Source organism: Streptomyces sp. NBC_00435, from assembly GCF_036014235.1.
Classification (GTDB): Bacteria; Actinomycetota; Actinomycetes; order Streptomycetales; family Streptomycetaceae; genus Streptomyces.
This window is the reverse complement of sequence record NZ_CP107924.1, coordinates 6745106-6757390: the sequence shown is the minus strand read 5'-3', so window position 1 is coordinate 6757390 and position 12285 is coordinate 6745106. Positions and strand designations below refer to the sequence as shown.

Genomic DNA, 12285 nt, shown 5'->3' with positions numbered 1-12285 from the left:
GCAGGTCACTCAATTCAGCGCGTAACGAATCTACTCGGGCATGCGATGAACCGACAGGTGTCCTCGTGCGGCCCGGAATACAGACCCCCCTCGGGTCTGTTTCCCAAGTTCGCGCGATGATGTCCCGCCACCCCTTATCTGTTCGCAACGAGAGGCTCCTTGTGTCGCTCAGCCCGTCCCGTACGTTCCCCACGGAGATCGCCGAATCCGAGGCCCTGGTCGCGCTTGTCGAGCGCGGCCGCGAGCAGGGTCACATCAACGGTGATGACGTGCGACAGGCCTTCGAGGCCGGCCGCATCCCGGTGGACCAGTGGAAGCGGGTCCTGCGCAGCCTGAACCAGGTCCTGGACGAGGAGGGCGTCGCGCTGCACGTCAGCGCCGCGCCCGCCACGAAGACTGCCGCCAAGAAGCCGCGCAAGGCGGCCGCCGCCCCGGCGCGTGCCGTCACCAAGAAGGCTGCCGCGCCGCCGCGCCTCATCGGTGCGCGCAAGACGGCGGCCCCCGCCACCGCCGCGGCGATATCCGACCCGTCGGCCTCCGGGACCGAGGAGGAGGTGGCGGCCGAGGCCGCCGCCGCGCCGAAGAAGCGGACGGTCAAGAAGACCGCCGCGAAGAAGACCGCGGTCAAGAAGACGGCCGCCACGAAGAAGACCGGCAAGGACGGCGACGAGGCCGAGCCGCCCGTGGCCGAGGGCGAGGACTGGGCGGCCGAGGACCTCGACGAGGGCGACGAGAAGGAGACGCCCAAGACGGGCGGCAGCGCGGGCTTCGTCCTGTCCGACGACGACGAGGACGACGCCCCGGCGCAGACGGTCATGGTCGCCGGCGCCACCGCCGACCCCGTCAAGGACTACCTCAAGCTCATCGGCAAGGTGCCGCTGCTCAACGCCGAGCAGGAGGTGGAGCTGGCCAAGCGCATCGAGGCCGGCCTCTTCTCCGAGTACAAGCTCGAAGAGGAGGAGGACCACAAGCCCGCGTTCAAGCGCGAGCTGGAGATCCTCGTCGAGGACGGCCGCCGGGCGAAGAACCACCTGCTGGAGGCCAACCTCCGCCTCGTGGTCTCCCTCGCCAAGCGCTACACCGGCCGCGGCATGCTCTTCCTGGACCTGATCCAGGAGGGCAACGTCGGTCTGATCCGCGCCGTGGAGAAGTTCGACTACACCAAGGGCTTCAAGTTCTCCACGTACGCCACCTGGTGGATCCGGCAGGCGATCACGCGTGCCATGGCCGACCAGTCGCGCACCATCCGCATCCCCGTCCACATGGTCGAGATCATCAACAAGCTGGCCCGCGTCCAGCGCCAGATGCTCCAGGACCTCGGTCGGGAGCCCACTCCGGAGGAGCTGGGCAAGGAACTCGACATGACCCCCGAGAAGGTCATCGAGGTCCAGAAGTACGGCCGCGAGCCGATCTCCCTGCACACCCCGCTGGGCGAGGAGGGCGACAGCGAGTTCGGTGACCTCATCGAGGACTCCGAGGCGGTCGTGCCGGCCGACGCGGTCTCCTTCACCTTCCTCCAGGAGCAGCTCCAGTCGATCCTGGGGACGCTCTCGGAGCGCGAGGCGGGCGTGGTCTCCATGCGCTACGGCCTCAACGACGGCCAGCCGAAGACCCTCGACGAGATCGGCCGCGTGTACGGGGTCACCCGTGAGCGCATCCGCCAGATCGAGTCGAAGACCATGTCCAAGCTCCGTCACCCGTCGCGCTCGCAGGTGCTGCGCGACTACCTCGACTGAGTCGGCCTTCGCACAGTGCCCCTGTCCCCGCCGAGCGGCGGGGACAGGGGCACTGTCGTCACGGGACCGCTCAGAGGTGCCCCGGCATGCCGTCGGCGCGCCCCGTGGACGACGGGGCGATCCACTGGGCGGGGCGCCGGACGAGGAAGCGCTGGGCCGCCGGGTACTGGATCTTCTCGCGGCGGTCGAACGACACGGAGACGCCGCTCCGGTTCCACGTGACAGCCGTGACAAGCAGTACGTGGTCCTCGTACAAGACCTCGTCGCCCTTGGCCAGCTGCTGGGCGATCTTCACGAAGGTGCGGTACCCCTGCGGAGGAGGTGTCCTGTCCATGAGGGCCTCCACTACGTCCGGTGCATTCCCCCAGTGTCGCCGGATCCTCCCCGCGCGGCGCGCTCAGACCAGCCGGAAGACCGGTCCGCGGGGCGTGAACGGCAGGGAGGCGCCCTGCGGGACCAGGAAGGCGTGCTCGCGCCGGAGCGGGCGGGAAGTCCTCCGCAGTTCGGGGAGCTGGGCGGTCCTTGCGTACGCGTGCGGGGTGTTCCGGGACCTACGTCGCGGGCCGGAGGGCCGCGCGCCGCTTCCGGGCGGACATCACCGCGTGGACGAGGACGCCCCCGAACAGGAACAGGACCCCCTGGTAGACGGCCGCGTAGCCGGAGCCCGCGACCAGCCACATGGAGAAGGCGAAGGCCAGGCACGCCAGGACGGCGTCGCGGACCAGCCGGCCCCGGTGCACGCGCCCGGACTGCCCGGAGGTGAGGAAGTAGATCTGGGCGGCGGTGGAGAGCAGGTACGGGACGGTGGCGGTGAAGGTGGCGATCAGGACCAGGGCCTCGAAGACCCCGTCGGAGCCGGCCGTGTAGTTGTAGAGGGTCAGGGCCGAGGCGAGGACCACCGTGACGATCACGCCGACCACCGGGACCCCGCGCCGCTTCGTCCGGAAGGCCTTCGGGAAGAGGCCGTCCTTCGCGGCGGCGTACGGGGTCTGCGCGCTGAGCAGGGTCCAGCCGTTCAGGGCGCCGACCATCGAGACGACGGCGGCGCAGGCGACGAGCGTGCCGCCCCAGGTACCTCCGAACATGGCGTCGACCGCATCGCTGAAGGGGGCGGTGGAGTCGACCAGGTCCTCGTGCGCGACGAGGCCGAAGACGGCGAGGGTACCGAGGAGGTAGACGACGGCCGCGCCGGCCGTACCGAGGATGGTGGCCCGGCCGACGTTGCGGGCGGGGTCGCGGACCTCGCCCGCGCTGACGGCGGCCGATTCGACGCCGAGGTAGCTGAAGAGCAGGATCGCGGCGGCGGCGGAGACGGCGCCGACCGGGTTCTGGCCGGTGGCCCGGAACGGGCCGAGGTTGGCGGGGTCGAAGAAGAACAGCCCGCCGACGGCGACCAGCAGCAGCGGGGCGAACTTCAGCACGGTGGAGATCAGCTGGACCTGGCCCACGTACCAGGTGCCGGCCAGGTTGGCGAGCGCGGGCAGCCACTGCACGGTGAGGGCGGCCAGGCACATGGACCACTTGTGCGCGCCCACGGCGGGGAAGAGCACGCAGAGGTAGCCGACCGAGGCCACGGCGAGGGCCGCGTTGGAGACCCAGGTGGTGATCCAGTAGCTCCAGGCGGCGAGGAATCCGGCGAAGTCGCCGAAGGCCGCGCGGGCGTAGACGTACGGGCCGCCGGTCTGCGGATGGCGTTCGGCGAGTCGGCCGAAGACCAGCGCGAGCGTGATCGCGCCGGCGGTGAGCACGGCGAAGGCGACGAGGCTGATGGTGCCGAAGGGGGCCACCGAGGCGGGGAGCAGGAAGATGCCGCCGCCGATGATGTTGCCCATGACCAGGCAGGTCGCGATCGGCAGGCCGAAGCGGCGGGCGTGCGGGGTCGCTGCCGCTCCGGTGGTCCTGGGGGGTGCTTCGGGGGATACGGCGGGGGTGGTGCTCACAGGTCGCGGGCCTCGGGTGTTTCACATGCTGGACAGGTCGACACATGCTCAGGTATCGCCGAGGTGGCACCAAATCAGCGGATTTCATCCTGTACGGCCGCACGGCGGAGGAAGGTCTTGCGTCGGTGCGGCGCTCCCACCGGGGATTCTCCACCGCGAGCGAGTACGGGGGGCCGCGGCAGCCGGGTGCCTAGGGCTCCTGCGGGGGCGGGTCGACCGGTGCCACCGGTGCCACCGGTGCCGGTGTCCCCAGAGACGTCGACGGCGGTGGCGTCGGGACCGGGATCTGGGGGCCGTCCGCTTCGGTGAGCCAGCGGCGCAGCACCTCGTGCACGGCCTCCGCGCCCACCAGCTCACCGCCCGGCCCGGACACCGGATCGGACAGCTCCACCGGCCACATCAGGAACGGGTGCCCCTGCTCCCCGCCCAGGCCGCCGTGGGAGCCGATCTGTTCCTCGAAGGCGTGCACGGCGCCCGTTCCTGGGTCGTACGCCGAGTTCACCATCACGTCGGCCACGTGCGGGAAGGTGTCGGTCCGCCGCACCGCCTGCGCCGCGCCCGGCCCGAAGCGCGCCAACAGTTCCTCCGCCGCGCCCGGCTCGTCCAGCCGCGCCTCGACCCCGGCCGGCCCCAGCACCACCCCGTCGACCAGCAGGAACCCGACCCCGGGATGGTTCGCCAGGGTCGGCAGCAGCGCCGGGTGCGCCCGCTCGATCCGCTCCCGCGAGGCCCGCCCGGGCAGGTCCGGGAAGGAGATCAGCCCCAGGTTGCCCGAAGCCAGCACCACCGGGTCCGGGCCCGCCGGGGGGTGCGCCTCCTCGGCCTCCTCCTCGACCGGCCGGTGCAGGGCGGCCCGTACGGCGGCACGCGCCTCGGCCCCGCTGTGGGTACGGCCGGCCCGCCGGGACACCGGTAGCCCGCAGCCCGCGCGGACCAGGTCCTTCAGGGTGAGCCCGTACCGCGCCAGGAAGGTCTCCCCCGGGCTCTGTCCGTGGTCCGAGAGCAGCACGATCCGGTACTCCCGGGGCGCGTGTTCGGCGACCCGCGCGATGAGGGCGAGGCTGCGGTCGAGCCGGGCGAGCACCTGCTCGGTGTCCCGGGCGCGCGGGCCCGAGTGGTGGGCGACCTCGTCGTAGGCGACCAGGTCCGCGTAGACCGCGGCGCGCCCGGCCAGCATGTCGCCGATCACCGCCGCCACCACGACGTCGCGCTCCACCACCGTCGCGAAGGCCCGGATCAGCGGGTAGAGCCCGCCGCGCGCGACGCGCGGCCGGTCCCCGCGCGCACGGCCGCGCAGGGACTGGGTGATCTCGCGGCCCACCTCGGCGACGAAGGAGAGCGCGGTGCGGACGGCGTTGGCCGGGTCGGAGAAGTACGCGAAGTAGCCGGCGCGGGAGCGGTTGTCCGGGCCCCGCCGGGCGGAGACCGACAGGACGAGGGCGAGCTGGTCGGCGCCGCCGCTGAAGAGGTTGCCGCGGCTGGCGCCGTCGAGGGTGAGCAGTCCGCCGTCCCGGGTGCGTTCGACCGCGCGCCGCTGGAGCTCGGCGGCGCTGGTGGGCCGGTTGCACACCACCACCTCGCCGGTGTCCTTCTCGTACCAGCGGAAGGCCGGGACGTCGAAGTTGGAGCCGTGCAGGATCCCGAGCTGGCTGGCGCCGGTCTGGCTGGACCAGTCGGTCCGCCAGGAGGTGATGCGGTGGGTGCGGTCGAGCCAGTCGGCCACCGTCGGCATCAGACCGCTGCCCGCCGCGTGCCGCAGCACCTCGTACCCGACCCCGTCGAGCTGCAGGAACACCAGGCCGGGCACGCATTCGCCGGCGCCCGGCATCCCTTCGCGGCGCTGGCGGCGCCGGCGGCGGTCGGCCAGCCGGTACAGCCGGCGCCGGTAGGCCTCGTCGTCCCGTACGGCGAGCGCGGTGGAGGTCGCGGAGGCGACGGCGGACATCACGGCGGCGACCACCACGGCCGTTTCCGGGGCCACTTCGCCGCGGCCGGCCGGGATCAGGCTGAGGGCTATCAGCAGCAGGGAGCCGTTGAGGAAGAACACGAGCAGGCCGAGCACCAGGGCCGGTACGAGCAGCAGGGCACGGACGAGAACCGGCCAGACCAGTGCGCTCAGCAGCCCGAAGGCCCCGGCGCCGAGGGCTGCCGTCAGCCCGATCTGCGTGATGCTGTCGTTGTCGCCGCCGCCCTGGAGCCGGAAGTCGGGGAGGACGCCGGCCAGGGCGAGCATCGTGAGGGTGGACACCGCCCAGACCAGGACCACCCGCACCAGGGCGCCGCCCGCACTCCGCCACCGGCCTCGCAGCACGCCGAACCCGCCTCACCACCATGGCCCGCACCGCGTCGACGAGCCCCCGACCCACGGTGTCCAGGCTCGCACAGGGGCGCCCGGACGGCCGGGTGACACGGGTGGCGGATATGCGTACGGAAGGCGGCGGGCCGCTACGTGCCGTCGTAGCCGGCGGTCGGCATGGAGAGCCGGCGGTGCACCTCGGCCTTCATCGCGGAGGTGTAGTGGGGCTCTTGGAGACCGGCGGTTTCCAGCCGTACCCCGCGCCGCTCGCACTCGGCGTTGAACTCGTCCACGGAACGCAACGCGCGGGTCAGGACCCGGTGGTTGGCCGTGACGAACAGGTCGATACGGCCGGCGTCGATGTCGTTCCAGAGTCCGCAGTGGTCGGCGCGCAGTCCGTAGACGAACAGCTCCCGGGTCACGACGTAGCCCCGGTCGGCGGCCCAGCGGGCGCACATGGCGTGCTGGCTCCGGGTGTCGACGGCGAAGGGATCGACGTCCAGATCCTCCAGCGGGGCCAGGCTGGCGATCGCGGCCACGCGCAGCTCATCCATGCCGCCCGACCCTACTCCGATCCGCCGCCGGGGAGGAGGGGGCGTGGGGGCCCGGTTCCGGGCGGTTTCGGCGGGCAGCCTTTAGGCTCGACAGGACCCGTGACGGGGACGAGGGAGGGGATCAGGGGCCGGTGGAGATCACCTGGTGGGGCCACGCCACGTGCACGGTCGAGGACTCCGGTGTCCGGCTGCTGACGGATCCGCTCTTCGCGCGCCGGCTCGCGCACCTGCGGCGCCGGCGCGGGGCGGTGCCCCCGCCGGAGGCGGCGGTGGCCGACGCGGTGCTCGTCTCGCACCTGCACGCCGACCACCTGCACCTGCCCTCGCTGGCACGGCTCGCGCCCGGGACCCGGCTGCTCGTGCCGCGCGGGGCGCCGGGGGCGGTGCCGGGGCTGGCGCGGATGGCGCGCACCCGGGGTCTGGAGGTCACCGAGATGACGCCGGGTGACGTGGTCGCCGCGGGGGACGGTGTACGGGTACGGGCGGTCAGCGCGCGGCACGACGGCCGCCGGCTGCCGGTCGGCCCCCAGCGGGCGCCCGCGCTCGGGTACGTGATCGAGGGCTCGGCCCGCACCTACTTCGCCGGGGACACCGGGCTGTTCGACGCGATGGCCGGCGAGGTCGGGCCGGTGGACGTGGCGCTGCTGCCCGTGGGCGGCTGGGGGCCGTACCTGGGCCCCGGGCACCTGGACGCGGCGGGCGCGGCGCGGGCGCTGGCCCTGCTGGCGCCGGCGGCGGCTGTTCCGGTGCACTGGGGGACGTACTGGCCGATCGGGATGGACGCGGTGCGGCCGCACGAGTTCCACGCGCCGGGCGAGGAGTTCGTCCGGTGCGCGCGACGGGAGGCACCGAAGGTGACGGTACGGGTGCCCGCGCACGGCGAGCGGGTGCGGCTGCCGTGACGATGCCCTCGGCGGCCTCCGCCCTGCTGCGGCTGGCGGAGGCGGCCGGCCAGGCCCCGCCCGAGTCCACCCAGCAGGCGGTCGGCTACCCGACCCTGTTCGTGCTGGTGGCGCTGGGTGCGCTGGTGCCCGTCATCCCGACGGGCGCGCTGGTCAGTACGGCGGCGGTGGTGGCGTTGCACCAGGACTCGCTGCCGTTCGGCCTGCTGCTGGTGTTCGGGGTGTCCGCGCTGGCCGCGTTCGCCGGGGACCTGGCGCTGTACTGGCTGGGCCGGCGCGGGGTGCGCTCGCGGGGCGGCTCCCGGTGGCTGGAAGCCCTGCGCCGCCGGGCCAGCCCCGAACGCCTCGCGCAGGCGCAGCGGAAGCTGGACGAGCACGGCGTCCTGGTCCTGGTGGTCTCCCGCCTGGTGCCGGCCGGCCGCATCCCGGTGATGCTGGCCTGCCTCCTCGCGGAGCTCCCCCTGCGCCGTTTCGCCCGCGGCGACGCCCCCGCCTGCCTGGCCTGGGCGGCCACTTACGGCCTGATCGGCATCCTGGGCGGCTCGCTCTTCTCGGAGCCCTGGAAGGGCGTGGTCCTGGCGGTGGCCCTCACCCTGGTCATCAGCACGGCCCCGACGCTCTGGCGCCGCCGCCGCTGACCTGGCCGGTCGGGGAGCCGGATGCGGGTCCGGGCGCCGCTGCCGGGGGCGGCCCCCGGACCCCCGCGGGGGGGGTCTACAGCGCACGGGAGGCGCCGATCGGGAGGTCCCAGAGGCGGTCGCGGGGGAGGCCGGTGCGGGCCCAGGCCGCGCGGACCCGCTGGAGCGGTTCCATGACGGGCTCCGCGGAGAGCGCGAAGGTCCCCCAGTGCATGGGGGCCATCCGCCGGGCTCCGAGGTCCAGACAGGCCTGCACGGCCTCCTCCGGATCCGCGTGGACGTCCCGCAGCCACCACCGCGGCGCGTACGCGCCGATCGGGAGCAGCGCGAGGTCGATACCGGGGTACCGCCGCCCGATCTCCCCGAACCAGTGGCCGTAGCCGGTGTCGCCCGCGAAGTAGACCCGCTTCGGCACCTCCCCCCGCGCATCGGTGAGGATCCACCCGCCCCACAGCGTGCGGCACGCGTCGAGCAGCGACCGCTTCGACCAGTGGTGCGCCGGAACGAAGTCGAACCGTACGCCGCCCAGTTCGGCCGATTCCCACCAGTCGAGTTCGGTGACCCGGGTGAAGCCCCGGCGCCGGCACCAGCGGGCGAGCCCGGCCGGGACGAAGAGGGGCGTCCGGCGCGGGAGCCGCTTGAGGGTGGGGGCGTCGAGGTGGTCGTAGTGGTTGTGGCTGATCACCACGGCGTCGACGGGCGGCAGTTCCTCCCACCGCACCCCGACGGGGGTCATCCGCGCGGGCGTGCCGAGGATCCGGCGGGACCAGACGGGGTCGGTCAGTACGGTCAGCCCGCCGGTCCGCAGGATCCAGCTGGCGTGCCCGGCCCAGGTGACGGACACCGTCCCGGGGGCCACCGCGGGCAGCGGGGCGGGCTCGTACGGGAGGTCCGGGATGCCGCGCAGCCCCGCGGGGTCGGGCCGGAAGGCGCCCTCCCGGGCGAGGCGGGCGAACGCCCGGAGCCCCGGAAGCGGGGTGGTCAGCCGGTCCGCGAAGGAGCGCGGCCACAGCCGGTGCTCGCCGAGCGGCCGCGCCCCCGCGGGAGCCTGCGCCGGCCGCACCGGCACCTGCCGTACGGCGCCGACCTCGGCAGCGGCGGCGGGGGCGTCCGGGGCGGGGGCCTCGGGGGCGGGGGCCTCCGGGGCGTCCGTCTGATCCCTCATCGAGAAGTCTCCGTATCAGTCGGACAGTCCGGCGAGGACCGACCGGAGCCGGTCCAGCGAGGCCCGTACGTGGGGCAGTTCGAGGGGGTCGCCCGCGGTGAGCGCGGCGAGCTGTTCCTCCCTGGTGGCTCCGAGCAGCGGTCCGGTCGACAGCCGGACCCGCAGGGCGACCGGCTCGTCGGCGAACCGCTGCCCGCCGGGCGTCGGCGCGCCGAGCCGCCCGCCCAGCCAGTCCTCCAGCTCCATGGCGTCGCCGACCCCCTGGCGGGCGAGGCCCGCGCGCAGCGGTGTCAGGTCGGCGTAGAGGTGCCGGCCCGCCTGCGGGGGCCGGGCGAGCGCCCCGACGGCCAGCAGTTCGCGGTGCGCGGCGGCGGCCACCGCACCGTGCAGGGCGGCTGCCGCGGCGGCCCGTCCGGCGACGGCGGGGGGCTCGTCGAGGGCGTGCGCGGCGGCCCCGGCGACCGGTCCCGCGACGGACCCGCCCGTGGCGGTGAGGACGTCCAGGGTCCGGGCCCGCAGCCACGTGCCGTGCGGGGTGCCGGGGAAGCGGAGGACGGCGGCGGGCCAACCGGCGGGCAGCAGGGCCCCGGAGAGGTCCAGGAGCACGGCGGTCTCGTCCGGCAGCATCTCGGCGGGGCTGAGGACGACGAGGGTGTCGTGCGCGCCACGGGTGTCGCGGGGGCCCTGGAGGGCGCGGGAGCCAGGGGAACCCTGGAGCCCCTGGGAACCGGGGCCCGGCCGGTGCACGGTGTCGCGCCAGGTCTCGTCGCTGACGACGAACAGCCCGGCCGAAGCGGCGGCCTCGCAGGCCTCCCGCAGCAGCTCGGGCGTCGGGACGGTCGCCGTCGGGTCGTCGGCCACGGACAGCAGCAGCACGCGCGGGTCGCCGCCCTCGGCACGCACCCGGCGCACGGTCTCCAGCAGGGCGTACGGATCGGGTACGCCACCGCACTCGGCCGGGGTCGGGACGTGGTAGGCCCGCCGTCCCAGCAGCCGGACCTGCGGGGTCCACCACGCGGGGCACGGCCTGGGCAGCATGACGTCGCCGCCGTACGCGCCGAGCAGCGCGAGCAGCAGCGCGGGCGCGCCGGGTCCGGTCGCCACCTGGTCGGGGTCGGTCGGCAGCCCGCGCCGGGCCCAGTGCCGGGCCGCGGCGGCCCGTACGGGCACTCCCCCACCCGGGGGTTCGGGGGCGGAACGCCAGGCGGCCGCCGCCAGGACGGTGGTGAGCTCGGGCAGGACGGGCAGGCCCGGCTGGGGCGCGGGCGGACCGTAGCGGACCGGGCCGCGGCCCTCGGCCGTCGTGCGCTGGATCCCCGACACCGCGCGCCACCTCTTCCTGCCGTCCCGCGCTCACCGACCATGCCTTTATACGGTTATTTGCCCCATGTCGCCCGTTGTCGCCGCTGCGGCCTCAGCCACTCCTCCCCAGCAGTCCGAGCAGTCTGGTCTGAGCGTTCGCCCCGGCCGGCACCTCCAGCGGGGCGGCGTACATGCCGCTCGCGGCCAGGCCGTCCGCGTAGGGCATGACCTCCTTGATGGAGAACTCGACGAGGCCGTCCGGCAGCCGGTCGTCGGCGCCGATGGCCCGCGCCAGGTCCCAGCTGTGGACGACGCAGTCGGCGGTCAGTTCCGAGCAGTACGCCGAGCCGAGCGCGGGCCCGTACGAGAGCAGGACGGTCCGTTCCATCGCCCCGGGGATCTCGAAGGCGGTGTGCGCGGCGGCCGAGGCCTCGTCCCAGGCCGCGCCCGGATCCGTGCCGAGGACGTCGCCGTTGAAGGTGCCGCCGATGTCCTCGACGGTGCGCCCGTCGGTGACCAGGGGCGGTATCCACAGCTGTTCGGCGGTGACGTGGTTGACCAGGTCGCGCACGCTCCATTCGCCGCAGGGCGTCGGCGCGTCCCACTGGGCGTCCGAGACCGCGTGCACGTACTGACCGAAGAGCGTCAGCGCCTCGGCGTGCCGGTCGAGCAGCGGGTCCGGCATCGGTCTCACCGTCCTTGGCCAGGGTCGTACCCTCCCCCGCGTCCCCCGGATCCCACTGTCCTCGCACCTGCTCCGCCCTGCCACCGACCCCGCCAATCCCCTTGTCACACAAGGGTGGCGTCCACATGTCAAAACGCATATCTCAGATGACGAACTGATCCTTTACGGTGGCACCAACGCTCGACAGCACTTCCGGCAGCACTTCGACGAAGAAGGAGCCAGGTCCCATGAACGCCACGAACGCCCCGCACGAGACCGCCGTCTACACCCACGGACACCACGAGTCGGTGCTGCGCTCGCACCGCTGGCGCACCGCCCGGAACTCCGCCGCGTACCTGATCGGCGAGCTGCGGCCGGGGATGGCCGTGCTGGACGTGGGCTGCGGTCCGGGCACCATCACGGCGGACCTGGCGGAGCTGGTGGGGCCGGACGGCCGGGTCACGGCGGTGGACGCGGCGCCGGACGTGATCGAGCAGGCCTCCGCGCACGCGGAGGAACGGGGCCTGACCAACATCCGGTTCGCCGCGGCCGACGTCCACGCACTGGACTTCCCGGACGACTCCTTCGACGTGGTCCACGCCCACCAGGTGCTGCAGCACGTGGGCGACCCGGTCCAGGCGCTGCGCGAGATGCGCCGCGTGTGCCGGCCGGGCGGGATCGTGGCGGCACGGGACGCGGACTACGCGGCGATGACCTGGTACCCGCGGACCCAGGGGCTGGAGGAGTGGCTGGACCTGTACCGGCGGGTCGCCCGCGCCAACGGCGGGGAGCCGGACGCCGGACGCCGCCTGCGCGGCTGGGCGCGGGCGGCGGGCTTCACCGACACCACCTGTACGGCGACCTCGTGGTGCTACGCGACCGCGGAGGAGGCGGCATGGTGGTCGGCGCTGTGGGCGGACCGCACGACCACCTCGGCCTACGCGGGGATCGCGACCGGCGGCGGCCACGCGACGGAGGCGGAGCTGGCGGGCATCGCGGACGCGTGGCGCACGTGGGGCGCGGCCCCCGACGCGTGGTTCTCGGTCCTGAACGGCGAGATCGTCGCCCGCGCCTGACCCCCGCAGATG

At 74.1% G+C, this 12285-nt stretch carries 11 protein-coding genes; 4 read left to right on the top strand and 7 right to left on the bottom strand.

Annotation, left to right across the window (positions count from 1 at the left end):
* Nucleotides 1-161 precede the first annotated feature (161 nt).
* Nucleotides 162-1736, top strand: coding sequence for an RNA polymerase sigma factor (locus OG389_RS30505; protein ID WP_328301670.1), 1575 nt, complete (start codon nt 162-164; stop codon nt 1734-1736).
* Nucleotides 1737-1806: 70 nt separating this feature from the next.
* On the opposite strand, the gene OG389_RS30500 is transcribed toward OG389_RS30505, so the two are convergent.
* From OG389_RS30500 to OG389_RS30485, 4 genes are all read right to left on the bottom strand, one after another.
* Entirely contained in the window at nt 1807-2070 is a 264-nt protein-coding gene (locus OG389_RS30500) for a hypothetical protein (RefSeq protein WP_328301669.1), read from the bottom strand.
* A 217-nt stretch (nt 2071-2287) separates the two neighbouring features.
* Nucleotides 2288-3676, bottom strand: a complete 1389-nt coding sequence (locus OG389_RS30495; protein WP_443059366.1) for an amino acid permease — start codon at nt 3674-3676, stop codon at nt 2288-2290.
* Nucleotides 3677-3866: 190 nt separating this feature from the next.
* A complete protein-coding gene (locus tag OG389_RS30490) occupies nt 3867-5987 on the bottom strand; it encodes a phage holin family protein (protein ID WP_328301668.1) in 2121 nt (706 codons plus the stop codon).
* 134 nt (nt 5988-6121) lie between these two features.
* Nucleotides 6122-6526 carry a hypothetical protein gene (locus OG389_RS30485; RefSeq protein WP_328301667.1) on the bottom strand — a complete coding sequence of 135 codons (405 nt, stop codon included), beginning with the start codon at nt 6524-6526 and terminating at the stop codon, nt 6122-6124.
* Between the two features lie 131 nt (nt 6527-6657).
* On the opposite strand from OG389_RS30485, the gene OG389_RS30480 reads away from it, so the two are divergent.
* Entirely contained in the window at nt 6658-7428 is a 771-nt protein-coding gene (locus tag OG389_RS30480; RefSeq protein ID WP_328301666.1) for an MBL fold metallo-hydrolase, read from the top strand.
* A gap of 2 nt (nt 7429-7430) precedes the next feature.
* Entirely contained in the window at nt 7431-8066 is a 636-nt protein-coding gene (locus OG389_RS30475) for a DedA family protein (protein ID WP_328304217.1), read from the top strand.
* A gap of 76 nt (nt 8067-8142) precedes the next feature.
* Here OG389_RS30475 and OG389_RS30470 read toward each other — a convergent pair whose 3' ends face one another.
* From OG389_RS30470 to OG389_RS30460, 3 genes are all read right to left on the bottom strand, one after another.
* Complete coding sequence (locus OG389_RS30470; protein ID WP_328301665.1) at nt 8143-9231, bottom strand: MBL fold metallo-hydrolase; 1089 nt, start codon at nt 9229-9231, stop codon at nt 8143-8145.
* A 15-nt stretch (nt 9232-9246) separates the two neighbouring features.
* Nucleotides 9247-10545, bottom strand: a complete 1299-nt coding sequence (locus OG389_RS30465) for an aminotransferase class I/II-fold pyridoxal phosphate-dependent enzyme (protein WP_328304215.1) — start codon at nt 10543-10545, stop codon at nt 9247-9249.
* Between the two features lie 100 nt (nt 10546-10645).
* Nucleotides 10646-11218, bottom strand: a complete 573-nt coding sequence (locus tag OG389_RS30460) for a TIGR03086 family metal-binding protein (protein WP_328301664.1) — start codon at nt 11216-11218, stop codon at nt 10646-10648.
* Between the two features lie 227 nt (nt 11219-11445).
* On the opposite strand from OG389_RS30460, the gene OG389_RS30455 reads away from it, so the two are divergent.
* Nucleotides 11446-12273 carry a methyltransferase domain-containing protein gene (locus OG389_RS30455; RefSeq protein WP_328301663.1) on the top strand — a complete coding sequence of 276 codons (828 nt, stop codon included), beginning with the start codon at nt 11446-11448 and terminating at the stop codon, nt 12271-12273.
* Nucleotides 12274-12285: the final 12 nt, after the last annotated feature.